Annotated in this window: 28 protein-coding genes; 17 read left to right on the top strand and 11 right to left on the bottom strand. The window is 58.9% G+C overall.

The features are described 5' to 3' along the window. Window positions 1–14 precede the first annotated feature (14 nt). Window positions 15–1256, top strand: a complete 1242-nt coding sequence (locus tag GT753_RS23400) for an O-antigen ligase (RefSeq protein WP_160126000.1) — start codon at window positions 15–17, stop codon at window positions 1254–1256. Next, on the top strand, window positions 1253–2230 hold the full coding sequence (locus GT753_RS23395) for a glycosyltransferase (RefSeq protein WP_048326706.1): 978 nt from the start codon (window positions 1253–1255) through the stop codon (window positions 2228–2230). The genes GT753_RS23400 and GT753_RS23395 overlap by 4 nt, the downstream gene beginning before the upstream one ends. Before the next feature lie 36 nt (window positions 2231–2266). Here the strand turns inward: GT753_RS23395 and GT753_RS23390 are convergent, their stop codons facing one another. Both GT753_RS23390 and GT753_RS23385 read right to left on the bottom strand, forming a co-directional pair. Further along, entirely contained in the window at window positions 2267–3361 is a 1095-nt protein-coding gene (locus GT753_RS23390) for a glycosyltransferase family 9 protein (protein ID WP_160125999.1), read from the bottom strand. 8 nt (window positions 3362–3369) lie between these two features. Continuing rightward, the gene (locus tag GT753_RS23385; protein ID WP_004931169.1) at window positions 3370–4326 is read right to left on the bottom strand and encodes a polysaccharide deacetylase family protein; all 957 of its coding nucleotides are present in this window, start codon (window positions 4324–4326) and stop codon (window positions 3370–3372) included. 210 nt (window positions 4327–4536) lie between these two features. Here GT753_RS23385 and rfaQ point away from each other — a divergent pair, with 210 nt between their 5' ends. The 3 genes from rfaQ to GT753_RS23370 are packed head-to-tail and all read left to right on the top strand — an operon-like array spanning window position 4537 to window position 7849. After that, window positions 4537–5619 carry a putative lipopolysaccharide heptosyltransferase III gene (rfaQ, locus tag GT753_RS23380; protein ID WP_085337669.1) on the top strand — a complete coding sequence of 361 codons (1083 nt, stop codon included), beginning with the start codon at window positions 4537–4539 and terminating at the stop codon, window positions 5617–5619. After that, the gene (locus GT753_RS23375; RefSeq protein ID WP_004931172.1) at window positions 5616–6743 is read left to right on the top strand and encodes a glycosyltransferase family 4 protein; all 1128 of its coding nucleotides are present in this window, start codon (window positions 5616–5618) and stop codon (window positions 6741–6743) included. The genes rfaQ and GT753_RS23375 overlap by 4 nt, the downstream gene beginning before the upstream one ends. Before the next feature lie 2 nt (window positions 6744–6745). Next, entirely contained in the window at window positions 6746–7849 is a 1104-nt protein-coding gene (locus GT753_RS23370) for a glycosyltransferase (protein ID WP_075684476.1), read from the top strand. Between the two features lie 41 nt (window positions 7850–7890). On the opposite strand, the gene GT753_RS23365 is transcribed toward GT753_RS23370, so the two are convergent. Further along, window positions 7891–8904, bottom strand: a complete 1014-nt coding sequence (locus tag GT753_RS23365) for a glycosyltransferase family 9 protein (protein WP_075684477.1) — start codon at window positions 8902–8904, stop codon at window positions 7891–7893. Between the two features lie 125 nt (window positions 8905–9029). Here GT753_RS23365 and waaA point away from each other — a divergent pair, with 125 nt between their 5' ends. The 3 genes from waaA to coaD are packed head-to-tail and all read left to right on the top strand — an operon-like array spanning window position 9030 to window position 11570. Continuing rightward, window positions 9030–10307 carry a lipid IV(A) 3-deoxy-D-manno-octulosonic acid transferase gene (waaA, locus tag GT753_RS23360; protein ID WP_015379436.1) on the top strand — a complete coding sequence of 426 codons (1278 nt, stop codon included), beginning with the start codon at window positions 9030–9032 and terminating at the stop codon, window positions 10305–10307. Continuing rightward, the gene (locus GT753_RS23355) at window positions 10308–11081 is read left to right on the top strand and encodes a glycosyltransferase family 2 protein (RefSeq protein WP_015379437.1); all 774 of its coding nucleotides are present in this window, start codon (window positions 10308–10310) and stop codon (window positions 11079–11081) included. A 3-nt stretch (window positions 11082–11084) separates the two neighbouring features. Next, a complete protein-coding gene (coaD, locus tag GT753_RS23350; protein WP_004931181.1) occupies window positions 11085–11570 on the top strand; it encodes a pantetheine-phosphate adenylyltransferase in 486 nt (161 codons plus the stop codon). A 3-nt stretch (window positions 11571–11573) separates the two neighbouring features. On the opposite strand, the gene mutM is transcribed toward coaD, so the two are convergent. The 4 genes from mutM to radC form a co-directional block, all read right to left on the bottom strand. Next, the gene (mutM, locus tag GT753_RS23345; RefSeq protein WP_015379438.1) at window positions 11574–12389 is read right to left on the bottom strand and encodes a bifunctional DNA-formamidopyrimidine glycosylase/DNA-(apurinic or apyrimidinic site) lyase; all 816 of its coding nucleotides are present in this window, start codon (window positions 12387–12389) and stop codon (window positions 11574–11576) included. Between the two features lie 81 nt (window positions 12390–12470). Continuing rightward, window positions 12471–12638, bottom strand: coding sequence for a 50S ribosomal protein L33 (gene rpmG / locus GT753_RS23340; RefSeq protein ID WP_002442576.1), 168 nt, complete (start codon window positions 12636–12638; stop codon window positions 12471–12473). A gap of 11 nt (window positions 12639–12649) precedes the next feature. Next, window positions 12650–12886, bottom strand: coding sequence for a 50S ribosomal protein L28 (gene rpmB / locus GT753_RS23335; RefSeq protein ID WP_004931195.1), 237 nt, complete (start codon window positions 12884–12886; stop codon window positions 12650–12652). A gap of 262 nt (window positions 12887–13148) precedes the next feature. Then, window positions 13149–13832 carry a DNA repair protein RadC gene (radC, locus tag GT753_RS23330; RefSeq protein ID WP_004931197.1) on the bottom strand — a complete coding sequence of 228 codons (684 nt, stop codon included), beginning with the start codon at window positions 13830–13832 and terminating at the stop codon, window positions 13149–13151. A 183-nt stretch (window positions 13833–14015) separates the two neighbouring features. Between radC and coaBC the strand changes: the two genes are divergently transcribed. From coaBC to slmA, 3 genes are all read left to right on the top strand, one after another. Next, window positions 14016–15233, top strand: coding sequence for a bifunctional phosphopantothenoylcysteine decarboxylase/phosphopantothenate--cysteine ligase CoaBC (gene coaBC, locus GT753_RS23325; protein WP_043129414.1), 1218 nt, complete (start codon window positions 14016–14018; stop codon window positions 15231–15233). Further along, entirely contained in the window at window positions 15211–15669 is a 459-nt protein-coding gene (gene dut, locus GT753_RS23320) for a dUTP diphosphatase (RefSeq protein ID WP_015379440.1), read from the top strand. Before coaBC ends, dut begins: the two co-directional genes overlap by 23 nt. A 251-nt stretch (window positions 15670–15920) precedes the next feature. Next, a complete protein-coding gene (gene slmA, locus GT753_RS23315; RefSeq protein ID WP_004931203.1) occupies window positions 15921–16517 on the top strand; it encodes a nucleoid occlusion factor SlmA in 597 nt (198 codons plus the stop codon). 31 nt (window positions 16518–16548) lie between these two features. Here the strand turns inward: slmA and pyrE are convergent, their stop codons facing one another. Continuing rightward, on the bottom strand, window positions 16549–17190 hold the full coding sequence (pyrE, locus tag GT753_RS23310) for an orotate phosphoribosyltransferase (protein WP_049205345.1): 642 nt from the start codon (window positions 17188–17190) through the stop codon (window positions 16549–16551). A 96-nt stretch (window positions 17191–17286) separates the two neighbouring features. Then, window positions 17287–18003, bottom strand: coding sequence for a ribonuclease PH (gene rph / locus GT753_RS23305; protein WP_004931205.1), 717 nt, complete (start codon window positions 18001–18003; stop codon window positions 17287–17289). A gap of 126 nt (window positions 18004–18129) precedes the next feature. Between rph and GT753_RS23300 the strand changes: the two genes are divergently transcribed. Further along, window positions 18130–18993, top strand: a complete 864-nt coding sequence (locus GT753_RS23300; protein WP_015379441.1) for a YicC/YloC family endoribonuclease — start codon at window positions 18130–18132, stop codon at window positions 18991–18993. Between the two features lie 55 nt (window positions 18994–19048). Here GT753_RS23300 and GT753_RS23295 read toward each other — a convergent pair whose 3' ends face one another. Continuing rightward, on the bottom strand, window positions 19049–19438 hold the full coding sequence (locus GT753_RS23295; protein WP_049240850.1) for a hypothetical protein: 390 nt from the start codon (window positions 19436–19438) through the stop codon (window positions 19049–19051). Between the two features lie 369 nt (window positions 19439–19807). On the opposite strand from GT753_RS23295, the gene GT753_RS23290 reads away from it, so the two are divergent. Continuing rightward, window positions 19808–20992: a NupC/NupG family nucleoside CNT transporter gene (locus GT753_RS23290; protein ID WP_004931212.1), complete on the top strand. Its 1185-nt coding sequence runs from the start codon at window positions 19808–19810 to the stop codon at window positions 20990–20992. A 34-nt stretch (window positions 20993–21026) separates the two neighbouring features. On the opposite strand, the gene GT753_RS23285 is transcribed toward GT753_RS23290, so the two are convergent. Continuing rightward, a complete protein-coding gene (locus GT753_RS23285; RefSeq protein ID WP_160125998.1) occupies window positions 21027–21464 on the bottom strand; it encodes a DUF3574 domain-containing protein in 438 nt (145 codons plus the stop codon). A gap of 253 nt (window positions 21465–21717) precedes the next feature. Between GT753_RS23285 and GT753_RS23280 the strand changes: the two genes are divergently transcribed. The 4 genes from GT753_RS23280 to spoT all read left to right on the top strand — a co-directional run bounded on the left by GT753_RS23280 (window position 21718) and on the right by spoT (window position 25629). Further along, a complete protein-coding gene (locus GT753_RS23280) occupies window positions 21718–22335 on the top strand; it encodes a trimeric intracellular cation channel family protein (RefSeq protein WP_025304704.1) in 618 nt (205 codons plus the stop codon). Window positions 22336–22545: 210 nt separating this feature from the next. Beyond that, window positions 22546–23169 carry a guanylate kinase gene (gene gmk, locus GT753_RS23275; protein WP_004931218.1) on the top strand — a complete coding sequence of 208 codons (624 nt, stop codon included), beginning with the start codon at window positions 22546–22548 and terminating at the stop codon, window positions 23167–23169. A gap of 54 nt (window positions 23170–23223) precedes the next feature. Then, window positions 23224–23499, top strand: coding sequence for a DNA-directed RNA polymerase subunit omega (rpoZ, locus tag GT753_RS23270; protein ID WP_004931221.1), 276 nt, complete (start codon window positions 23224–23226; stop codon window positions 23497–23499). Window positions 23500–23517: 18 nt separating this feature from the next. Then, window positions 23518–25629 (top strand): bifunctional GTP diphosphokinase/guanosine-3',5'-bis pyrophosphate 3'-pyrophosphohydrolase, encoded by a 2112-nt coding sequence (spoT, locus tag GT753_RS23265; RefSeq protein ID WP_015379445.1) that lies wholly within the window; start codon window positions 23518–23520, stop codon window positions 25627–25629. The last annotated feature ends 1 nt before the right edge of the window (window position 25630 follow it).

Raw genomic sequence — 25630 nt, 5'->3', positions numbered from 1 at the left:
GGAAAACACGCCCAATGTTAAAACACAGAACACCGCACCCTGCCTTCAGCTATTTAATCTATCTGGGGTGCGCCATCGCTTTTTGCACCATTCCTTTCGGTTCCGCGACCGGACGCAATCTGTTTTATGTTTCCAGCTACATCGCCTTTATCGCCGTTTGCCTGTATCCGCGCTATTACCTCAGCAACGTTAAAAATCTGCTGTTGCCGGCGCTGATGTTCAGCGTCGGCATGGGGACCATCCTCTGGATGCACCACTTCAAACAGCCGGGTGAATACATCAACATTTACCGCTCTTATATGTCGACCGGTAAACTCCAACTGGCAACCGCCTTCATCCTGCTGATTGCGCTTAATGAGCGGTTGTGCGTGCAGCGCCTGCTCGTTGTCGTGGCCCTCATTACCGGTCTGGCGGTCAACGGTTATTCACTCTATCAGGGGCTGCGGCTGGATATTCCGCGCGTGGAGCTCAACTTCGATCGCGCCACGGTCGTTGCCTACCTGATGACCGCCATCGATCTGGTGATGATGCAAGCCATCCTGATGCTGCGCACCCGCTACCGTCTGGTGTTGTACATTGCGGCGTTCCTGCTGTCCTTCTCTGCGCTGGTGCTCACCGGCACGCGCGCGGCCATGTTGGTTTACCCGGTGGCGGTTTGTCTGTCGCTGCTGGCGACCAAGCATCTGGTATCCAGAAAACACAAGTTTTTGCTGGTCTCCTCGGTGCCATTATTGCTACTCATCTGCGGATTCGTCTTTAAAGCGCAGATTGAACAACGCATTGCCGACTTCAAAACCAACATGCAACTGATCGATAAACCTGAGATAGATAACTCGATCATTTCCCGGCTGTCGATGCAAACGCTGGCATGGCGTACCGGTTCACAAGCGCCTTGGGGCCAATCCGCCGAACAACGCGGTGAAGAGATCCGCGCCATCGTCGCGCAGCAGCCACATCTGTACGGCGTCATGCCCTACATCAACGTCCACCTGCACAACGAACTGCTGGAAACCTACTCGCTCAAGGGCGTCTGGGGCGTACTGCTGCTGCTGGCGCTGTATATCGGCCTGTTCTGCTCTTCATTCCGGCCGCAGCGCAACGCGCTGTTGCTGAGCGTCAGCGCCAGCCTGTTCGTTTACGGTCTTAGCGACGTCATCTTCTTCAGCACGGAAGGCACCGTCATGTTCTGTCTGGCGCTGATCGCCGCCGTGCTCTCCGTGGCGAAACCGCCTTCCGCTCAGGAGCAAACCGCGTGAAGACACAGCCACCGCTGCTCAGCGTTATCGTGCCGTTTTATAATAATGAAGCGTTCGTTATCGCTGCGCTGGATTCGTTATTTGTACAGATTAGCGACGATATCGAAGTGGTGATCATCGACGATGGCTCTACCGATGCGTCAGGGGCGCTGGTCAGCCACTATCTGGCGCAGCGGCGGCACCCGCGCGCGGTCCTTACTTCGCAGGCCAACGGCGGCATTGCGCACGCCCGCAACGTCGGCCTACAGCAGGCCACCGGGCGCTATATCACCTTTCTCGACGGAGACGATCTGCTGAGCGACGACTATCTGGCGATCCTGCGCCCCCTGCTGATCGCCGGTGAATATGACCTGATCGATTTTAATTATCAGAAGTTCACCGAACATCCGTCGACACCGGATAACCGCGCGGCGCAGCCCGTAGCCTACGACTTTTCACAGTTGGGGCTCGGCTGCCTGCAACCGCTGTTTGCACGTTCGATGTGGCATCTCTGGAGCCGGGTATATAAACGCACGCTGCTGGAAGGGGAGGCGTTCGAAGACGGCAGGCGCTACGAAGACGTGATTTTCACGCCTTTTCAGTATTTCAAAACTCGCCGCATCGCCCATCTTGACTGCGAACTCTACTTCTATCGGGACAACAGCCAGGGCATCACCCGCAATATCAAACCCAAAGATATTGAAGATCTGCTGTTCGCCATGGAGAAGATGCTGCGTTTTGTGGCGCAGCATCCCGGGGATGAGCCGCTGCGCCGGTTAGCCGCCCTGATGCTGGCCAACTGCTTTTCCGAGGTGAAAAGCATGTCGAAGGCGGTATACGGCTATTACCATTACGCGCCGGCAACGCTGCATATCCTGCGCCGCGCCGCCGCTGTCTGCCGCAACAGCGACGTGCCGGGCAAAAAAGTCCGCCAGATGCGCTATGCGCGAGTAGATACCTTTCTTTCGAAGCTGCGCGGGCGCAGGCCGCACTAATCGCATCGGCCGGGCGGCCGATGCGTCGTCTCGCCTTTAGCGCACTAAAGGCACGTGCGCGACCAGCTCGTCATAAATCCGCTGCGGCTGGATAACCCCCATTGGGCTTTCCGCCTCCAGCGGCATCGTATAGCCGGTACGAGACACCTGAATGATGCGGTGCAGTTCAGGATCCTGAATCGGCCCGGTGGAGCGTGAGTCGGCGGTCACGAACAGACTGATGGTTTTCACCTTCAATGCCACCGCCAGATGCAGCGGCCCGGTATCGCCGGTAACCAGAACATGGAAACTGTCGAGCAACGTCAGCAAACCTTGCAGCCCCGTTTTACCGATCTGGTTATCCACGCAGGCCTGCGTTTGCGGGCCGATCAGACTCAAAAACTGTTTGGCCTTGCCGTCGTCAAACGGTGCGCCAATCAGCACGATGCGTACATTTGGGTGCTTCGCCACCAGCTCATCGGCCAGCCGCGCATAATGCGCAACCGGCCAGCAACGCGACTCCGTTGACGCCCCCAGCTGAAAACCGATGGTGGGATGCTCGCTGCTTTTGACGCCGTGCTGATAATCCACGGGAATTTCCATCGTCGGATCGTCGCTGCGGCAGCCCAAAATGGAAATCAGCTCCAGCTTGCGGCGCACGAAGTGGCCGTAATAATGGAAGACGTAGTTGGTTAGCCAAGGCTCCAGCCCGCAAATGCCTGAACTGTAGTTATCCCTGATAATGTACTTCGCCCCGGCCAGTACGGCGCTGATGATGTCATAAGGCAGATGGGAATGCAGGATCAGCGCCAAATCCGGCTGATGTTCGCGCAGCGATTTCAGCAACGGGCGCATCGTCTTGATCTTGCTGTCCCAATACACCACGCGATCGTAATAGCGGCCGTTTTCCACCAGCTCGCGGTTTTTCTTGTGCACCACCAGCGTGATGTGCGCGTTGGGGTAGCGTTCCCGCATCGCCCGCAGTGCCGGCGTGTTGAACATGAAGTCGCCCAACGCCGTGGTGGAATAGATGACGATATTGTCAAACTGCTGGGCGCCGTCGAACGTCGCCTTATCCTGAAAACGGCCGTACTTCGCCGTATAGCGCCGCAAGAACCAGTCGGCAACCTTGATTTTCCATTTCTTCGACATGTGCGTGCTTAATTCGCTTTAAGTTGATAATACTCGGCCAGCGTCATGCCCACCGTGCGCTGCTGCAGCCAGTCAAACAGCTGCTCCAGATCGCGGTACAGTCCTTCGATATCCTGCTCGGTTTTGAACGTCGGGCTGCCGCCCGGCATAAACTCGGAGGAGTGCAGCATAAACTCGACGTAGTCATGCCCCTGCGCCAACGACGTCTCGGCCACGCTTATCATCTTGGCCACGTTGCCGCCACTCGGCCGCAGCCAGTTGACGGACGGCGAACGCCGCTTGCCGCGCAGCCGGTCATAGCCCTGCTTGAAGGCATTCATCAGCGCCGAGTGCTTGTACTGGATACTCATCGGCACTTCCAGCAACGACGAAGCGCCCGGTTTGGCGATGTTCTGCGGATCGATGAAATAGGCCTGCGACGGGAACCGGCTGTAATCTGTGCCGCCGTTGCCCTGTGGATTGCCCGGCGAAAACTGCCAGTTGACCCGCGGCGTCACCGAACAATCCACCTGATAGCCGTATTCCAGCAGCAGCGAGGCATAATATTCGTTGAACGCCCAACGGCCGGCGCGATGGCTGAGCATTTTGGTCTGGAAGGCATCTTCCAGCAGCTTGGTCATGTGATCGACCTTGGCGCGGATCTGATCGGCGGGATACTCGATCAAATAAGGCTTGTGGCGCCAGTCGTCGTCGGTGAGCGGCGTCAGCGGCGGGCTGTTCCAGGCATGCAGGTGCATGCCCACTTCACCCGTGCCGCGAGCGATCACGTCGCGCGCGAACTCGACATAAGCCGGGTCCACCGCCATTTCATAGTTGGTGAGATAAACCGGTTTGAAGGCGTATTTTTCGCACAATGCCTGAAAGCGCGGCAAGAAACGCGTGTTTTCGGTCGCGATGCGATCGTGGTTTTGCCACAGATTATCGCCTTCGGTATCAATGGTGATGAGAAACGCCGGTTTAGTCATGAATATCGAGCCTGATATCAACAGAATGCACTATGTTACGCAGGCCGTTTCGCCAGGGCAAACGACTTTGCTGCCTGGTTTGGACAACGTTGAAGCGCATTCGTCCCTGCTCCGGCGATTTTTTTACGGCCAGGCAAGAAAACCTTGCAACAGTAGCCACATGCGATCGGGTCATTTAGAATCAAAGATTGGTTTCCCAGAAAGCGACTCATGATGAACGACGCGCCAGCCCCAACTTCCGCCCCATCCGTACAGCGTATTCTGATCATAAAACTGCGCCATCACGGCGATATGCTGCTGGTCACGCCGGTCATCAGCAGCCTGCGGCAAAACTACCCGCAGGCGCAGATCGATGTCCTGCTGTATCAGGAAACGCAGGAGATGCTGGCCAGTAATCCGGAACTGTCGACGCTGTTCGCCATCGACCGTCAATGGAAAAAACAGGGCGCCCGCGCGCACCTGGGGCACGAACTGGCGCTGCTGCGTCGCCTGAAGGCGCAACGCTACGATCTGGTGGTCAACCTGGCCGATCAGTGGCGCAGCGCCATCCTCACGCGCCTGACCGGTGCGCGTATCCGTCTGGGCTTCGATTTCCCCAAACGCCGCGGCTTGCTGTGGCGCCATTGCCACACCCAGCTGGTGCCGGTAGACAATCACGCCCACCTGCATACCGTCGAACAGAATCTTTCGCTGCTGGCGCCGCTGAACCTGCCCGCGCTCAATGAGCATGTGACCATGAGTTACGATCCGCAGGATTGGCAGACCTGTGAGCAACGGTTGCAGAAACAGGGCGTCGCCGGCAGTTATATTGTGGTGCAGCCCACCTCGCGCTGGTTCTTCAAATGCTGGAGCGAAGAGAAAATGGCCGCCACCCTCACCGCCTTGCAGGCCGACGGCCACCAGCTGGTGATCACCTCCGGCCCCGACGCCAGAGAACAAGCCATGGTAGAACGCATTTTGGCGCTCTGCCCGCCACAGGGCGTGATCTCGTTGGCCGGCCAGCTGACGCTGCGCCAACTGGCCGCCCTGATCGACCACGCCAAGCTGTTTATCGGCGTGGATTCGGTGCCGATGCACATGGCCGCCGCGCTGCAAACGCCGTGCGTGGCGCTGTTCGGCCCTTCCAAGCTGACTTTCTGGCGGCCGTGGCAAGCTACCGGCGCCGTGATCTGGGCCGGCGACTTCGGCGAACTGCCCGATCCGGACGCCATCGATACCGGCACCGACGAACGGTATCTCGACCTTATTCCTACAGACGCGGTGATTGCAGCCGCGCGGAGCACGCTGGCATGAAAGCATTTCGTTTGGCGATCGTTCGCCAAAAATATCGCCCGGACGGCGGAGCCGAACGTTTCGTTTCCCGCGCCCTGGAAGCGCTGGAGCAACAGGATCTCGATCTGAACGTCATCACTCGCGAATGGCAGGGCGACGCCAATCCCAACTGGCATATCCACCTGTGTAACCCGTTAAAGCTCGGCCGCATCAGCCGCGAGCGAGGCTTCGCCGTGGCAGCCAGGGCGCTGTGGCAGAAAGAGCGCTTCGATCTGGTGCAAAGCCACGAGCGCATTCCCGGCTGCGACATCTATCGCGCCGGCGACGGCGTACACCGCCGCTGGCTGCTGCAACGCGCGCGTCTGCTGCCGGAATGGCGCCGCAAGTGGCTGTTCTCCAATCGCTATCACCGCTATGTGATGTGCGCCGAACGCGCCATGTACGCCGCGCCCGAGCTGAAAGCCGTCATCTGCAACGCCGAGATGATCAAGCAGGAAATCATCGCCGACTTTGGCGTGCCCGCCGACAAGATCACGGTGATCTATAACGCCATCGACAATCAAAAGTTCCCGCCCGCCGACGAGGCCCTGCGTCAACGTCTGCGCGAGCAATATCAGATCCCGCAACAGGCGCACTGCCTGATCTTCGTCGGCTCCGGTTTCGAGCGCAAAGGGCTGGCCGCCGCCATCCGCGCCGTGGCGGCGACCGACAGCCACCTCCTGGTGATCGGTAAAGACAAAGCCGAAAAACGCTACCGGGCGCTGGCGCAGTCGCTGGGCTGCGGCGATCGCATTCACTTTATGGGCGTGCAGAAGCAGACCCTGCCGTTCTATCAGGCCGCGGACGCGCTGCTGCTGCCGACGCTGTACGATCCGTTCCCGAATGTGATTCTGGAAGCGATGTCGTGCGGCCTGCCGGTTATCACCAGCACCACCTGCGGCGGCGCCGAGTTTATCACCCCAGGCCAGAACGGCTTCGTGACCGACGCGCTCGACGTACCGGCCATCACGGAGGCTATTCGGGCACTGCCGCGCCAGGCGCTGGGATCATCCATGGGCGAAGCGGCAAGATTGCGCATTATGACGGCTACGCCGGCGCATCTGTCCGAACAGCTGATTTCCCTCTATAACCGGTTACTGGATTAGCTATGCGTATTCTGATGATCATCGATGGCCTGCCGGGAGGCGGCGCGGAAAAAGTGGTGCTGACCCTGTGTCAGGGCATGCAGCAACAGGGGCACGACGTCAGTCTGATCTCGCTGCGCGACGTCTGCAATTACCCTATTCCACCGGGCATTGATTATCAGGTGGTGGCCGATCGCAGCCGTGCCCCTTGGCGCAAGCTGACCGAGCTGTCGCGCCGCGCCGCCGCGCTGGATCGCGCGATAGCCGAACACGAGCGCCAACACGGCGCGTTCGATCTGGTGTTCTCCAACCTGCATAAAACCGATCGCATCGTCAGCCGCAGCAAGCGGTTGGCCGCGGATCGCCTGTGGTTCTGCATTCACGGCATCCTCTCCACCTCCTACCTCGGTCACCGCAAGGGTCTCGATCGCTGGCTGAAGCAACGCAAAATCGCCAACGTTTACCAGGGAAGAAATATCGTCGCCGTTTCACAGGCGGTCGGCGACGATCTGCAGCGGAACTTGCCGATCCGCCCGCGCCGGTTGGCGGTCATCAACAACCCGTTCGACATCGACGCCATTCAGCAACAGGCGGCGGCGCCTTGCGAACTGGCCGGCCAGGGCTATCTGGTGCACGTCGGCCGCTTTCACACCACCAAGCGGCATGACCGCCTGTTGAAAGCCTATGCGCTCTCCGGCATTCAGGCACCGCTGGCCTTGATCGGGTCCGGTGACGACGCCAAAGTCGACGAGGTCAAACGTCTGGCGACAGACTTGGGCATCGCAGAGCGTGTGTTGTTCCTCGGTTTCCAGAGCAATCCCTATCCGTTTATTCGTCATGCCTCGCTGCTGGTGCTCAGCTCCGACAGCGAAGGGTTTGGCAACGTACTGGTAGAATCGCTGCTGTGCGGCACACCGGTGGTCAGCACTCGCTGCCCGGGCGGCCCTGCGGAAATTCTGGAAAAAGCCGGCATGGCTAACGCGCTGGCGGAATTAAACGAAGCGTCGCTGGCAGAAAAAATGGCGGAGGTTTACGCCAACCCGCCGCAGATAAATCAACAGCAATTGCTGAGCTATGGGCTTGAGCCTATTTGCCATCAATATATTGAGCTGAAAGAAGAACAATAAAAAAATAAATAAGGCAGGGGATGCCTGCCTTATTTTCTTCGTTAGTTGAGCGCCTGCATTTTCTGCCAAACCTCATCGACAGAAACATCTTCACAGTGCCCCGATTCACTTTGCAAAATATGATGGCGGCCAGTCCATGGATGCCAGGACACTTTATCGGTATCGCCAAAGAACACCACCATGTCCTTATTCAACGCAGCAGCAAGATGCATCTGCCCACCGTCGCTGCACAGCACCCGGTCGCATAAATCAAACCCGCCCAACAGCTCACGCACCGACGCCGTCGGATAAAGCGCGACGCGTTCGTTTTGACACAGCGCCAGCAGCTGTTCGGCGCGCTGCTGATCGCCGATGTCGTCCGGTGCCAACGTGCCCTGAGGCGACCAAAAGATCAGCACGCCGGTGTGGGGATCGGCAACCAGACGGTTGATGATTTCGGCATAGCGCTCAACCGGCCAGCGCCTTTTCGGGCTGCGGCTGCTGATATGCACGGCGCAGACTCGTTCGACCGGCGGCAGACGTTCCTGCCGCCGCTGTGCCGCCAATTGCCGCTCTTCAGGCGCCAGAAACACCCGCACCGGCGGGATCGGAATGGATTGATCGGTTATCGCCGATAAATAGCTGTAGGTGTGTTCGACCTGATGGAGGCCGCGGAAATCGTCCTTGCGGAACGGGCGATGAATAGCTTTCGTGCCCAGATCGGCGCCGATGATATGGGTGGCGCCGGCCATTTTCGCTAGACGCAGGCTGTATTTGCAAGGCACCGGGTTGGCCAGAATAACCGCATCGAACTTTATTTTGCGCAGCTTCAGGAAGATCATCATGCGTTCGAAATAAACGCCCAACGTGGTCTCATTTTTCGCCTTGTGCTTGGCCTTTTTATAGACAAAGACTTTCTCGAGATGAGGATTGTTTTTAACAACATCCTGGCTAACTTTATTGATCAGCAGATAAACTTTTGCGTCCGGATAGGCAATTTTCACCCCCTCAATCAAGGGCGTGGTGCAAACAAGATCGCCGATGTTATCGCGGCGAATAATTAAAATATTCTTCATTCCGAGCCTGTCGGCGAAATCGCTCGCCGGTTGTCTGAAACTGACACCCAAGGTTACCAAATTAGCGCCTTTCCCTTCCAGTTATGGTACTATTCCGAATAACCCATATAAATGAAATTGATAGAATGTTGCTGCGTTTATATCAGGTACTACTCTACCTCATCCAACCCCTGATCTGGCTCCGCTTACTGCTGCGCAGCCGCAAAGCTCCAGCCTACCGTAAACGCTGGGCGGAACGCTATGGCTTCTGCGCCGGGAAAGTCGTGCCAGGCGGCATCATGCTGCATTCCGTCTCCGTCGGCGAAACGCTGGCGGCCATCCCGCTGGTGCGGGCGCTGCGCCATCGTTACCCCGCTTTGCCGATAACTGTGACCACAATGACCCCGACAGGTTCAGAACGCGTCCAGTCCGCTTTCGGCAAAGACGTGCATCATGTCTATCTGCCCTACGATCTGCCCGGCGCCATGAACCGCTTCCTCGACCAGGTGAATCCCAAGCTGGTGATCATCATGGAAACCGAGCTATGGCCTAACCTGATCAACGCGCTGCATCAGCGGCAAATCCCCCTGGTGATCGCCAATGCACGCCTGTCGGCCCGCTCCGCCGCCGGCTATAAGAAAATTGGCGGATTCATGCGCGATATGCTGCGCCGCATCACGCTGATCGCCGCACAGAACCAGGAAGATGGCGATCGGTTTATCGAACTGGGCCTGAAACGCTCTCAGCTGGCCGTCACCGGCAGCCTGAAATTCGATATCTCCGTCACCCCGGAGCTGGCCGCCCGCGCCGTTACATTGCGCCGCCAATGGGCGCCGCGCCGCCCGGTGTGGATCGCCACCAGCACCCATGACGGTGAAGAAACCATCCTGCTGGAAGCGCACCGCAAGCTGCTGGAAAAACACCCTGACCTGCTGCTGATCCTGGTGCCGCGTCACCCGGAACGCTTCCCGACAGCCAAAGAGCTGGTGCAGAAGGCCGGCTTCAGTTACACCCTGCGCAGCAGCGGCGAAATCCCGTCCGGCAGCACCCAGGTGGTGATCGGCGATACCATGGGCGAACTGATGCTGCTGTACGGCATCGCCGATCTGGCCTTTGTCGGCGGCAGCCTGGTGGAACGCGGCGGGCACAACCCGCTGGAAGCCGCCGCGCACGCCATCCCGGTGTTGATGGGCCCGCATACTTTCAACTTTAAAGACATCTGCGCCAAGCTCTCCCAAGCCGAAGGCCTGATCACCGTGACCGATGTCGATTCGCTGGTGAAGGAAGTGGCAACCCTGCTGACCGACGAAGACTACCGTCGTTACTACGGCCGCCATGCGGTGGAAGTGCTGTATCAGAATCAGGGAGCGTTGCAGCGCCTGCTGCAGCTGCTGGAACCGCACCTGCCGCCCCGGAGTCACTGAATGAGCAGCCGCAAAAGCCTGTCGGTGGTGATGATCGCCAAAAACGAAGCCGGGCTGTTGCCGGACTGTCTGCGCTCGGTCGAGTGGGCCGATGAAATCATCGTGCTGGACTCCGGCAGCGAAGACGACAGCGTCGCCGTCGCCGAAAGCCTGGGCGCCAAAGTCTTCACCCACACCGACTGGCAAGGGTTTGGCAAGCAGCGTCAGCTGGCGCAAAGCTACGCCAGCCATGACTACGTTTTGATGATCGACGCCGACGAACGCGTCACGCCCGAGCTGCGGCAATCTATCGAACAGGTGTTGAACGCGCCGGACGACGGCGCCGTCTACAGCTGCGCGCGCCGCAACCTGTTCCTTGGCCGCTTCATGCGCCACAGCGGCTGGTATCCCGACCGCGTCAACCGCCTGTACGCCAACCAACGCTATCGCTATAACGACGATCTGGTGCACGAGTCGCTGAACATCGGCGGCGCCAAAGTGATCCCCCTCAGCGGCGATATGCTGCACCTGACCTGCCGCGATTTCTTCGCCTTCCAGCGCAAACAGCTGCGCTATGCCGAAGAGTGGGCCACCCAGCGCCACCGGGCCGGCAAGCGCTGCGGCTACCTGTCCATCCTGACCCACACGCTCGGCGCCTTCGTCAAAACCTGGCTGCTGCGCGCCGGCTTCCTGGACGGTAAACAGGGGTTGCTGTTAGCGGTGGTCAACGCGCAATATACCTTCAATAAATATGCCGCATTATGGGCATTGGGCCGCAACTACTCAGAGAAGTGAATCATGACCAGCAAAGCCATCTATCCCGGGACGTTCGATCCCATGACCAACGGCCACCTGGATTTAGTGACGCGCGCGTCGCTAATGTTCGATCACGTCATTCTGGCCATCGCCGCCAGCCCGAGCAAAAAACCGCTGTTCAGCCTGGATGAGCGCGTGGCGTTGGCGACGCAGGTCACCTCGCATCTGGACAATGTGGAAGTGCTGGGCTTCAGTGAGCTGATGGCGCACTTCGCCGCCCACCAGAACGCCAATATCCTGGTGCGCGGGCTGCGTGCGGTGTCTGACTTTGAATACGAACTGCAGCTGGCGAACATGAACCGTCACTTGATGCCAACGCTGGAAAGCGTATTTCTGATGCCTTCCGAAGAGTGGTCGTTCATCTCCTCCTCACTGGTGAAGGAGGTCGCCCGCCACGGCGGCGATATCGCGCCTTTCCTGCCCGATGTGGTCACCCAGGCGCTGATGGCGAAGCTCGCCGCCGAGTGATGCTCAGCGCTGGCAGCGGCGGCAAAAGAAGGTGCTGCGCTGCCCGTGCTTGGCGGATTCAATCGGCGTGCCGCATGCGCGGCACGGTTCTCCCGCCCGCCCGTAAACCTGCAGCTCCTGCGCGAAATACCCCGGTTTGCCGTCCGACTGCAAAAAGTCGCGCAATGTCGTGCCGCCCTGCTCGATAGAGCGCTGCAACACCGCCTTGATGGTCTTCGTCAGCAGTTCCGCTTCGGCTTTGCTCAACGATCCCGCCGGACGATCGGGCAGGATCCCGGCGCTGAACAGCGATTCGCTGGCGTAAATGTTACCAACGCCGACCACCAACTTGTTATCCATCAGCCACGGTTTGATCAGCGTGCGCTTATTGCGTGATTTTTCATACAGGTAGTCGCCGTTGAACGCTTCGCTCAGCGGTTCCGGCCCCAGATGCGCCAACACGCTGCTGGTCGCCAGGTCTTCGCACCACAGCCAGGCGCCGAAACGGCGCGGATCGGTATAGCGCAGGATCATGCCGTTGCTGATCACCAGATCGACGTGGTCGTGTTTGCCGGCTTCGTCTTCGTTTTCCTCGCGCAGCATGCGCAGGCTGCCCGACATGCCCAGGTGCACGATAATCCAACCGTTCTCCAGCTCGATCAGCAGGTATTTGGCCCGGCGCTGCACGCTGAGCACCGGCCGATCGCTCAGCGTCAGGATCTGCTCGGAAACCGGCCAGCGCAGGCGCGCATTGCGCACCACCGCATACTGAATGCTGTGGCCGACAAGATAAGGCTCTATACCGCGTCTGCTCGTCTCAACTTCCGGTAATTCAGGCATCTGGCTTCCCCTCCGACGTTTTCTACCCTTTATAAAACAAAAAACCCGGCCAAGGCCGGGTTTTTCATTAATCCACTAAAATTATTTAATTTTAGCTTCTTTGTATACTACGTGCTGACGGACAACTGGATCGAATTTCTTCAGTTCCAATTTTTCCGGCTTAGTACGCTTGTTCTTCGTGGTGGTATAGAAGTGACCAGTACCAGCAGAAGAAACCAGCTTGATCTTCTCGCGAACACCTTTAGCCATGATTCAGTTCCTTAATACTTCTCACCACGGGCACGCAGATCGGCCAGAACCGTCTCAATACCCTTCTTATCGATAACACGCATACCTTTAGCAGATACACGCAGAGTTACAAAGCGCTTCTCAGCCTCAACCCAAAAACGGTGTGAGTGCAGGTTAGGCAGAAAACGGCGTTTGGTCGCGTTCATTGCGTGGGAACGGTTGTTACCGCTCACCGGGCGCTTGCCAGTAACTTGGCAGACTCGGGACATGTCTATTCTCCAAAAATCAAATCAGCTCGAGCTTCGTATAGGGTATGGCCGCCTCGTCAGGCTTTTAGAGCCCATCTCAGCAAACTTCATACTGAGGAGACTCTCGTCATCAGGTAGAAACCACACATCAGGTCAGAAACCTGCTGAGATAGGCTCTTGCGCCAAACCCAAGATTCTCAAAGGTGGCGTAGTATACGCTCTGAAGCGTAAGTGCTCAAGTCCCGAACAGCTAAAGATCCCACAAGGATCGCGAAAAAATCGCTTAAAGCCATCCGCGCTCGGCAAAAGAGACGCATTCACCCCGACCGATCACCAAATGATCAAGCACTCGGATCTCCAATAACTGACAGGCTTTCACCACCTGTTCCGTTATTAAACGGTCGGCATGACTGGGTTCAGCCTTACCCGAAGGGTGATTATGCGCGAGAATCAGCGCGGCGGCATTAGCCTTCAACGCTTCGCGCACAATTTCTCTCGGGTAGACGACGACGCTGCTGATGGTACCAGCAAACATCTCCTGATGGCGAATAACCCGATGCTGATTGTCTAAAAACAATACCAAAAAGACCTCTCGCTCGCGATGCGCCAGCAGGCTTTGCAGATAATGCTGGGTAACGCGCGGGTTGAGCATGGCATTTTCCTGCGACAAGTGGCTGGAAAAGAAGCGCAGCGCCAGCTCGGCAATCGCCTGCAGTTGGGTATAGCTGGCGTCGCCCAGGCCTTTTTGGCTGCAAAAAGCCTGATGATCGGCCGACATCAGGTGATAAAGCGAGCCGAATCGGCGCAGCAGTTGCTCCGCCAGCTGCATCACGTGCACGCCGGGCAATCCGGTGCGCAAGAAAATGGCCAACAGCTCTGCGTCGGACAACGACGCCGCCCCTTGCATCAACAGCTTTTCACGCGGCGCCAACGCGCCCGGCCAGCACGCCACAATCGGGTTGCTCATCGTGTTCCTCCCTGAAAGGGCTACAGCATGCCATGCGCCACCCGACGCGTTCGACAGGTGTTTGATAACATTGCGAAGTGTTTCGCAAAGCACAATGTAACGCCCTGCAGCCATTGCGGAATCGCTCACCTGAACGGCGGATATGCTAAAATGGCGCATCTTTCGGCTTTCAATCGGACAATGATGATGACGGGACTTTCCGGCAAACATATTGTGCTTGGCATCAGCGGCGGCATCGCCGCCTACAAATGCCCAGAGCTGGTGCGCCGCCTGCGCGACAGGGGCGCGGAAGTGCGCGTGGTGATGACCCACGCCGCCAAGGCGTTCATTACGCCGCTGACGCTGCAGGCCGTTTCCGGCTATCCGGTGTCCGACGATCTGTTGGATCCCGCCGCCGAAGCCGCCATGGGCCACATCGAGCTCGGCAAATGGGCGGATCTGGTGATTCTGGCGCCGGCGACCGCCGATCTGCTGGCGCGCGTCGCCGCCGGCATGGCCAACGATCTGCTGACCACCGTCTGCCTGGCGACCGACGCCCCTATCGCCGCCGCGCCCGCCATGAACCAGCAGATGTATCGCGCCGCCGCCACGCAGGCCAACCTGCAAACGCTGCAGGCGCGCGGCATGCTGCTCTGGGGGCCGGACAGCGGCAGCCAGGCCTGCGGCGACGTCGGCCCGGGCCGCATGCTGGATCCGCTGGACATCGTCGAGCTGGCGAACGGCCATTTCTCTGTCACGCAGGATCTGCAACATTTGCAGGTTATGATCACCGCCGGCCCGACGCGTGAAGCGCTGGATCCGGTACGTTTCATCAGCAATCACAGCTCCGGCAAAATGGGCTTCGCCATTGCCCGCGCAGCCGCCGCTCGCGGCGCGCAGGTGACGCTGATCGCCGGGCCGGTCAATTTGCCGACGCCGCCATCAGTCACCCGAGTCGACGTTACCAGCGCACTGGAGATGGAGCAGGCGGTGCAGCAACGCGCCGCGCAGCAGCAGATTTTCATCTCCTGCGCCGCCGTGGCCGACTATCGCCCCGAGCGGATCGCCGATGAAAAAATAAAAAAACAGGGTGATGAAATCGTCCTCAAGATGGTAAAAAACCCCGATATCGTCGCCGGCGTGGCGGCGATGACCAAAAATCGACCGTTTGTCGTGGGGTTTGCCGCCGAAACCCAGAATGTGGAAGAATACGCGCGGCAAAAACTGGCGCGTAAGAAGCTGGATTTGATTTGCGCTAACGATGTATCGCTTGCAGAGCACGGGTTCAACAGCGACACCAATGCCCTGCACCTTTTTTGGCAGGATGGAGAAAAGCGCCTGGCGCTGAGCGACAAGGCACTCCTTGGCCAACGTTTAATAGACGAGATAGTCAGCCGTTATGATGAAAAAAATCGACGTTAAGATCCTCGACCCACGCATCGGTCAGGATTTCCCGCTACCGACCTACGCTACGCCGGGCTCTGCCGGTCTCGACCTGCGCGCCTGTCTGGACAGCGCGGTAGAGCTGGCGCCGGGTGAAACCACGCTGCTGCCTACCGGCCTCGCGATCCACATCGCCGACGCCAGCCTGGCGGCGGTGATCCTGCCGCGCTCAGGCCTGGGCCATAAGCACGGCGTCGTGCTGGGCAATCTGGTCGGCCTGATCGACTCCGATTACCAGGGCCAGCTGATGGTGTCCGTGTGGAACCGCGGCCAGAAGCACTTCACCATCGAGCCGGGCGAACGTATCGCGCAGATGGTCTTCGTGCCGGTGGTGCAGGCCGAATTCAACCTGGTGGAAGAGTTCGACAGCAGCGAACGCGGCGAAGGCGGCTTCGGCCACTCGGGGCGCCACTAAGCGCCACCCAATGCACGATGACCGGCAGGGAAACGTCGCCTGAACCTTGCCTTTCCGGGGAGAAGGATGTCTCTGCGGCAAGGTTTTACCGCGACAATTGCAGCGCACACCAGGCAGCGCGGAAAAAGGCCGTTAAGGCCGCTGACCCCAGCATCGTAAAAAAGCTATCACATAAGCCGCACAGAGCCTGCTCTGCAGCGGCCGGTGCGCGGGTTTCCGTCAGTTAAGTTTTAGCAAGGGTCTAATCAGACATGGCAGAAAAAGAAAAGACGAAAAGGAATCGGCGCGAGGAAATATTGCAGGCGTTAGCCCAGATGCTGGAATCCAGCGACGGCAGCCAACGCATCACCACCGCCAAGCTCGCCGCGAACGTGGGTGTTTCTGAAGCTGCGCTGTACCGGCATTTCCCCAGCAAGACACGGATGTTCGACAGTCTGATCGAGTTTATCGAAGACAGCCTGATCACCCGCATCAACCTGATCTTGCAGGACGAGAAAGAGACGTTTAATCGTCTGCGCCTGATTTTGCTGCTGATTCTGGGCTTTGCGGAGCGCAACCCAGGGTTGACGCGCATCATGACCGGCCACGCGCTGATGTTTGAACAGGATCGCCTGCAGGGCCGCATCAACCAGCTGTTCGAGCGCATCGAGGCGCAGCTGCGTCAGGTGCTGAAAGAGCGCAAATTGCGCGAAGGCAAAGGCTTTATCGTCGATGAAACGCTGCTGGCCAGCCAACTGCTGGCCTTCTGCGAAGGCATGTTGTCGCGCTATGTGCGTTCGGAATTCCGCTATCGCCCCACGCAGGAATTCGACGCCCGCTGGCCGCTATTAGCGGCACAGCTGCAATAACGAAAACGCCGGGCATGCCCGGCGTTGTTATTTATACCCCGAACTGCTCGCGGTAAGCGCGCACCGCCGCCAGGTGGTCCGCCATCTCCGGTTTCTCTTCCAGGTAGGCAATCAGGTCTTTCAGCGTCACGATCGAAATCACCTTGCAGTGATAGTCGCGTTCCACTTCCTGAATGGCGGAGATATCCGCGCGGCCGCGTTCCTGACGGTCGAGGGAGATCAGCACTCCCGCCAGCGAAGCGCCGCTGGCGCCGATGATTTCCATCGACTCGCGGATCGCGGTGCCGGCGGTGATCACATCGTCCACCAGCATCACGCGCCCCTGCAGCGGGCTGCCCACCAGCGAACCGCCTTCGCCATGGGTTTTGGCTTCCTTGCGGTTAAAGCAGTAAGGCACGTCGCGCTCATGGTGTTCCGCCAGCGCCACCGCCGTGGTGGTGGCGATAGGAATGCCTTTATAGGCCGGGCCAAACAGCAGATCGAAATCGATGCCGGAATCCATCAGGGCTTCGGCGTAGAAGCGCCCCAACAGCGCAAGATCGCGCCCGGTATTAAACAGGCCGGCGTTGAAGAAATACGGGCTGGTGCGGCCGGATTTCAGGGTGAACTCGCCGAACTTCAATACCTGCTTGTTAAGCGCGAACTCGATAAACTGGCGCTGATAGGCTTTCATTACTGCTTCTCCTCGTCTGAATCTGCTTGGGTCTTGTCATTACTACCGCCCGATCGCCGGGCATAAAAAAGGCGACTTCTCAGTCGCCTTGAAAAATCAGTCCACCAGCGCCGCTTTCTGCGCCTGGAAGATGGTTTCGATGCCCCCTCGGGCCAGCGCCAATAGCGCCAACAGCTCATCGTGGCTGAACGGCTCGCCTTCGGCGGTGCCCTGCACTTCAATCATGCGGCCGTCTTCCATCATCACCACGTTCATATCGGTTTCCGCGGCGGAATCTTCCACATACTCCAGATCGCACAGCGCTTCGCCATTGACGATGCCGACGGAAACCGCCGCCACCATGCCCTTCATCGGGTTGGCTTTCAGCTTGCCGTTGGCCACCAGGGTGTTCAGCGCGTCGGCCAGCGCCACGCAGGCGCCGGAGATGGAGGCGGTGCGGGTACCGCCGTCGGCCTGCAGTACGTCGCAGTCGAGGGTGATGGTGAATTCACCGAGCTTTTTCAGATCCACCGCGGCACGCAGCGAGCGGGCGATCAGACGCTGGATTTCCAGCGTGCGGCCGCCCTGCTTGCCTTTGGCGGCTTCACGGGCGTTGCGGCTGTGGGTGGAGCGCGGCAGCATACCGTACTCGGCGGTGATCCAACCTTGCCCCTGGCCTTTCAGGAAGCGCGGAACGCCCTCTTCTACCGTGGCGGTGCACAAGACTTTGGTATCGCCAAACTCAACCAGCACTGAACCTTCAGCGTGTTTGGTATAGTGACGGGTCAGTGTCAGGGGGCGAACTTGCTGTGGTGCTCTGCCTGCAGGACGCATGGGCTCTCTCCGGCTTCAAATCAACTATTGGCTGCGCATTATACGGGCTTCGTGACGTAATGCCTATCCTGCCCGCAGCCGCGACGCTATAATCGCCCCATCTTTTCCTATTACGGGTACGCATCAATGATCCGCAGCATGACCGCCTACGCCCGGCGTGAAATCAAGGGTGAATGGGGCAGCGCAGCCTGGGAGCTGCGTTCCGTTAACCAGCGCTACTTAGAAACCTACATCCGCCTGCCGGAACAATTCCGCAGCCTGGAGCCGGTGATCCGTGAACGTATCCGTGGCCGCCTGACCCGCGGCAAAGTCGAATGCAACCTGCGTTTCGAACTGGATCCAAGCGCGCAAAGCTCGTTGATCCTGAACGAAAAGCTGGCCAAACAGCTGGTCGAAGCCGCCAACTGGGTGAAAATGCAAAGCGACGAAGGGGAAATCAACCCGATCGACGTGCTGCGCTGGCCGGGTGTGATGTCCGCGCAGGAGCAGGATCTGGACGCCATCAGCGCCGAGCTGATGCAGGCGCTGGACGGCGCGCTGGATGACTTCATCGTCGCACGCGAAAGCGAAGGCGCCGCGCTGAAAACGCTGATCGAACAGCGCCTCGACGGCGTCAGCGCCGAAGTGGTCAAAGTGCGCGCCCAGATGCCGAACATCCTGCAATGGCAGCGCGAACGCCTGGTCAGCAAGCTGGAAGAGGCGCAGGTGCAGCTGGAAAACACCCGCCTGGAGCAGGAGCTGGTGCTGATGGCGCAGCGCATCGACGTCGCCGAAGAGCTGGACCGCCTGGAAGCGCACGTGAAAGAGACGCACAACATCCTGAAGAAGAAAGAAGCCGTCGGCCGCCGCCTCGACTTCATGATGCAGGAGTTCAACCGCGAATCGAACACCCTGGCCTCCAAGTCGATCAATGCCGACGTCACCGCCTCCGCCATCGAGCTGAAGGTGCTGATCGAACAGATGCGCGAGCAGATCCAGAACATCGAGTGATCCCGCTCCGCACGCCATCAAGCCCGCGCCACGCGGGCTTTTTTATGGCTGCAGATCAGCGATAGGCGGCCGCCTGCTCCTCACCGATCAACCCCATTTTCTGCAGCTGCACCGCAATGCTCCAGGTTGAGCGCTCGAACTCATCGCTCAGCGCCTCCAGCGTCGCCCCGGCCGCATGGCTCTCGCGCAGCCGCAGTTTTTCTTCTTCCGGCCAGGGGAAGTAGGCATTGGCCGGCCGCCCCTCGGCCAGATTCTTCTGCCGCTTCTCCTCCGGCGTCAGCCGGGCTTTTTTCTGCGGTTCGGCTTCACCGTCGAACTCGTTGGCCAACGCGAACAGCAGGCGGATAGCCTCCGGCGCGCAGGCCGCCGAAGCCGGTCTCAACAGCTCGCCGGTGTCGGGATTAACGCCGTTGGCCAGCGCCCTGAGCAACGTGCCGGTATTCATTGTTCGTCTCCTTGTCCGAGAAAATGCGCCGGTCGTAGCGCCTTGTTCAGGCATTTTTCTCCGCTTCCCTCGAGAAAACCACGCTTTACGCCATGAAAAAGTGCCAGTTGCGAGCCAGATTCCAGGCGCCTGAACGTGCGGGACGGTGGTTGCATCAAGCTGCGAGCCGGCAGGCATCATGGAAGACGGCTCACTAAGGCACTTCGGGGGCTTATGAAAAACTGCCGAGCAGCGCGTGTGGATGACATTTGGCAAGATATCCCGCACGCCATAAGTATTTTGTTCTAATTATCACGCAAGGTAATGAAAGGACGGCGATGCTGTGGCTAAATGTGTTTTTTTCCTGCCCGTGAACCGTACGGACCGTTTATGCCACAAATTCTGCAATTTATTATGGCCTTGGTGGTGATCATCGCCCTGGCGCTGCTGGTCAGCAATAATCGCAAGAAAATCCGCCTGCGCTATATCATCCAGCTGTTGGTGATCGAAGGCGCGCTGGCCTACTTCTTCCTGCACTCCGCCAGCGGGCTCAGCGTGATCAAACACGTCGCCGGCTTCTTCGACACCCTGCTCGCCTACGCCGCCCAAGGATCGGAGTTCGTATTCGGCGGCATGAGCAAGGATGGCCTGGCGTTCATCTTCCTCGGCGTTTTGTGTCCTATCATCTTTATTTCCGCCCTGATCGGCATTTTGCAGCATTTCCGCATCCTGCCACTGATCATCCGCCTGGTGGGCACCCTGCTGTCCAAGGTCAACGGCATGGGCAAGCTGGAATCGTTCAACGCCGTCAGCACGCTGGTGCTGGGGCAGTCAGAGAACTTCATCGCCTACAAGGGCATCATCGGCGACATCTCGCCGCGCCGCATGTACACCATGGCCGCGACCGCCATGTCGACGGTATCGCTCTCCATCGTCGGCGCCTACATGTCGATGATCGACGCGCAGTACGTGGTGGCGGCCTTGATCCTTAATATGTTCAGCACCTTCATCATCCTGTCGATCATCAACCCGTATCAGGTCGAAGACGAGCCGGAGCTGAAGCTGAACAAGCTGCACGAAGATCAGAGCTTCTTCGAAATGCTGGGCGAGTACATTCTGGCCGGCTTCAAGATTGCGATGATCATCGCGGCGATGCTGATCGGCTTTATCGCGCTGATCTCCGCCGTCAACGCGCTGTTCTCGGCGGTGCTCGGCATCAGCTTCCAGCAGATCCTCGGCTACGTGTTCTATCCGCTGGCCTGGCTGATCGGCATCCCGGCGGAGGAGGCCCTGAAGGCGGGCAGCATCATGGCGACCAAACTGGTGGCCAACGAATTCGTGGCGATGATTGAACTGAAGAAGATCGCGGCGGAGCTGTCGCCGCGCGGGCTGGGCATTTTGTCGGTGTTCCTGGTGTCGTTCGCCAACTTCGCCTCCATCGGCATCGTCGCCGGCGCCATCAAAGGACTGAACGAGCAGCAAGGCAACGTGGTTTCCCGTTTTGGCCTGAAGCTGGTTTACGGCTCGACGCTGGTGAGCCTGTTGTCAGCAGCCATCGCCGGCCTGGTGCTGTAATCCTCACTCCCGGCCAGGCTGCCGGGAGTGCGTTTTAAAACGCCACGCACACCGGCGCATCCACCCGCATCACCGAATCCTGCGCAAACTGCTGCTTATAGCCGCTGCGCAGCGCCTCGATATTCGCCTCGCTCTCTTTGCCCGGCGCATGGATCAGCAGCAGCGCCTTGCTGTTCTCGCGCGCCAGTTTGCCGTCGTGGCCCAGCCACTGCCCTTTGGCATCAAACACCGTCAGCCCGTCTTTAAAACGCGGCGTCACCTGGCTATCGACGAAGGTTTGCCACTCGGCGGCGGTGATCGCCGGCCCCGCCGGCCGGTTCAGGCCGAAGTAGAGCGTTGTCTGCACCAGCGGATCGCCGGTGCGGCAAGCCGGGGTGGGGGAAACAGCCTGGTGGCCTGGCGCCACGCAGCCGCTCAGCAGCAGGGCGGCAGCCACCACGGCGCCGGCGGCCAGTCTCGGAGAATTTTTCATCTGCAGTCTCGGTTTCTCGGTTGAAGGATTCGCTGCAAAAATCATAGTCAGCGATGGAAATTAGCGCGAAATTTCTAATGCTTTCATTAACAGCCAGATGTTAAAAAAGGCTGGTTATCGGCAATAAAAACGGAGTTTGGATTAGCTATATTAATCCGAAATGCCATCGGTGAAAAAAACTCAGTGGCGCGCGTCCTCGGCGGCGATTACCCTGCCGGCCATCATTCTGACGCAAGTACGCTGTGAATCCCTTATGTTACTGAGCATCCTTTATATCATCGGCATCACCGCCGAAGCCATGACCGGCGCGTTGGCGGCCGGCCGCCGCCAAATGGACATGTTCGGCGTGATCATCATCGCCTCGGTCACCGCGATCGGCGGCGGGTCGGTGCGCGATATGTTGCTCGGGCATTTTCCGTTGGGCTGGGTCAAGCATCCGGAATACATCGTCATCGTCGCAATAGCGGCGATCGTCACCACCTGGGTGGCTCCTCTGATGCGCCATCTGCGCCGCCTGTTCCTGGTGCTCGACGCCGTCGGCCTGATCGTTTTCTCGATCATCGGCGCGCAGGTGGCGCTGGATATGGGGCACAGCGCGATTATCGCCGCCATCGCCGCAGTGATCACCGGCGTCTTCGGCGGGGTGCTGCGCGACATGTTCTGCAACCGTATCCCGCTGGTTTTCCAGAAAGAGATCTACGCCGGCATCTCCTTCAGCGCCGCCTGGCTGTATATCGGCCTGCAGCACCTCAGCCTGCCGCACAATCTGGTGGTGATCCTCACGCTGGTCGCCGGCCTGAGCGCGCGTCTTATCGCCCTACGCTTCCGCCTCGGTCTGCCGGTGTTCAACTACCAACATCCGGATCACTGATCCCGGAGCGGCAGCGCGCCGCCGCTGGGCCAAAACTGCCAAAATATTGCTCTTCAGCGCGCATATTCGCCCTTTCGACGCTTTTTCCACGCAAAGCCGCGGGCAAAATGCGAGCTAACGCTGCACCTGGCGCGTTAGCCGTGTATACTGTGCGGAGAAAATACACATCCGCTGTTTTTGGCATATCAACCGTTATCAACGAACATCATCATGGCTCAAGGCACGCTTTATATTGTCTCTGCTCCCAGTGGCGCAGGTAAATCAAGTCTGATTCAGGCTTTGTTAAAGACGCAACCGCTGTACGACACGCAGGTTTCGGTTTCGCACACCACGCGCGACAGCCGCCCGGGTGAAAATCACGGCGAGCACTATTTCTTCGTCTCGAAAGACGAATTCCGCCGGATGATCGAGCAGGATGCGTTTCTTGAGCACGCCGAAGTGTTCGGCAACTATTACGGCACCTCACGCGCCGCCATCGAACAAGTGTTGGCGACCGGCGTAGACGTGTTTCTGGATATCGACTGGCAGGGCGCGCAGCAAATCCGCGCCAAAATGCCGCAGGCGCGCAGCATCTTCATTCTGCCGCCGTCGAAGGAAGAACTGGGCCGCCGCCTGCGCGGGCGCGGGCAGGATTCCGAAGAGGTGATCGCCAAACGCATGGCCCAGGCCGTGGCGGAAATGACGCATTACGCGGAGTACGATTACCTGATCGTGAACGATGATTTCGATCTGGCGCTGTCCGATCTGAAGACCATCATTCGCGCCGAACGCCTGCGTTTGGGCCGCCAGTTGCTGCGGCATGACGCTTTAATCAGCAAACTATTGGCAGACTGAAGGCAGTTTCAGTATCATGCCCAGTCTTTTCGTCACCTGTGGAGTAGCACAAATATGGCACGCGTAACTGTTCAAGACGCTGTAGAGAAAATTGGTAACCGTTTTGACCTGGTGTTGGTCGCTGCTCGTCGGGCGCGTCAGATCCAGACCGGCGGCAAAGATGCACTGGTTCCGGAAGAGAACGACAAGTACACCGTTATCGCCCTGCGCGAAATCGAAGAAGGCCTGATCACCAGCCAGATCCTCGACGTGCGTGAGCGCCAGGAACAGCAAGAGCAGGAAGCCGCAGAGATTCAAGCGGTTACCGCGATTGCTGAAGGTCGTCGTTAATTAGACAGCGAGTCCGCCTTGTACCTGTTTGAAAGCCTGAATCTGCTGATTCAACGTTACCTGCCCGAGGAGCAGATTAAGCGCCTCAAACAGGCATACCTCGTCGCGCGCGACGCGCACGAGGGCCAGACACGCTCCAGCGGTGAGCCCTACATTACTCACCCGGTCGCCGTGGCCTGCATCCTGGCGGAAATGCGTCTCGACCACGAGACGCTGATGGCGGCGTTGCTGCACGACGTCATCGAAGACACCCCGGCCACCTATCAAGATATGGAACAGCTGTTCGGCAAGAGCGTCGCCGAACTGGTTGAGGGCGTCTCCAAGCTCGACAAGCTGAAGTTCCAGGACAAGAAAGAAGCGCAGGCGGAAAACTTCCGCAAGATGATCATGGCGATGGTGCAGGATATCCGCGTCGTGCTGATCAAGCTGGCCGACCGTACGCACAACATGCGCACCCTCGGTTCGCTGCGCCCCGACAAACGCCGGCGCATCGCGCGTGAAACCCTGGAAATCTACAGCCCCCTCGCCCACCGCCTGGGTATTCATCACCTGAAAACCGAGCTGGAAGAGCTGGGCTTCGAGGCGCTGTACCCAAACCGCTACCGCGTGATCAAGGAAGTGGTGAAAGCCGCGCGCGGCAACCGCAAAGAGATGATTCAAAAAATCCTCTCCGAGATCGAAGGGCGGCTGACCGAGGCCGGCATCGCCTGCCGCGTCAGCGGAAGGGAAAAACACCTTTACTCCATCTACCTCAAGATGCACCTGAAAGAACAGCGTTTTCATTCCATCATGGATATCTACGCGTTCCGGGTGATCGTCAAAGAGGTCGATACCTGCTACCGCGTGCTCGGCCAGGTGCACAGCCTGTATAAACCGCGTCCGGGGCGGGTGAAAGATTACATCGCCATTCCCAAGGCCAACGGCTATCAATCGCTGCATACCTCGCTGATCGGCCCGCACGGCGTGCCGGTCGAAGTGCAGATCCGCACCGAAGACATGGATCAGATGGCTGAGATGGGGGTGGCCGCGCACTGGGCTTACAAGGAAAGAGAACAGGGCGAAACCGGCACCACGGCACAGATCCGCGCCCAACGCTGGATGCAAAGCCTGCTGGAGCTGCAGCAAAGCGCCGGCAGTTCGTTTGAATTTATCGAGAGCGTCAAATCCGATCTATTCCCGGATGAGATTTACGTTTTCACCCCGGAAGGCCGCATCGTCGAGCTGCCCGCCGGCGCCACGCCGGTCGACTTCGCCTATGCGGTGCATACCGATATCGGCCATGCCTGCGTCGGCGCGCGCGTCGATCGTCAGCCGTACCCGCTGTCGCAGTCGCTGACCAGCGGCCAGACCGTCGAGATCATCACCGCGCCGGGCGCACGGCCCAACGCCGCCTGGCTGAACTTCGTGGTCAGCTCGAAAGCGCGCGCCAAGATTCGCCAGATGTTGAAGAACCTCAAGCGCGACGACTCCGTCGGTCTCGGCCGCCGTCTGCTCAACCATGCGCTGGGCGGCAGCCGCAAACTGGCCGAAATCCCGCAGGAAAATATTCAGCACGAGCTGGATCGCATGAAGCTGGCGACGCTGGACGATCTGCTGGCGGAAATTGGCCTCGGCAACGCCATGAGCGTGGTGGTGGCGAAGAACCTGCAGGGCGATCAGTCCAGCCTGGGCACCACCTCCGGCGTGCGCAACCTGGCCATCAAGGGCGCCGACGGCGTGTTGATCACCTTCGCCAAGTGCTGCCGTCCGATTCCGGGCGACCCGATTATCGCTCACGTCAGTCCGGGCAAAGGGCTGGTGATCCACCATGAATCTTGCCGCAATATTCGCGGCTATCAGAAAGAGCCTGAGAAGTTCATGGCGGTCGAGTGGGATAAAGAGACCGAGCAGGAGTTCATCGCCGAGATCAAGGTGGATATGTTTAACCACCAGGGCGCGCTGGCCAACCTGACGGCGGCGATCAACGCGGCCGAGTCCAATATTCAGAGCCTGAACACCGAAGAGAAAGACGGTCGGGTTTATAGCGCCTTTATCCGCTTGACCACCCGCGATCGCATCCATTTGGCAAACATTATGCGTAAAATCCGTATCATGCCGGATGTGATCAAAGTTAACCGCAACCGAAACTAGC

It is taken from the genome of Serratia sp. Z4, assembly GCF_009900725.1.
Classification (GTDB): Bacteria; Pseudomonadota; Gammaproteobacteria; order Enterobacterales; family Enterobacteriaceae; genus Serratia; species Serratia nematodiphila.
The sequence above is the reverse complement of the archived record's forward strand: the minus strand, read 5'-3'. Positions and strand labels throughout refer to the sequence as shown.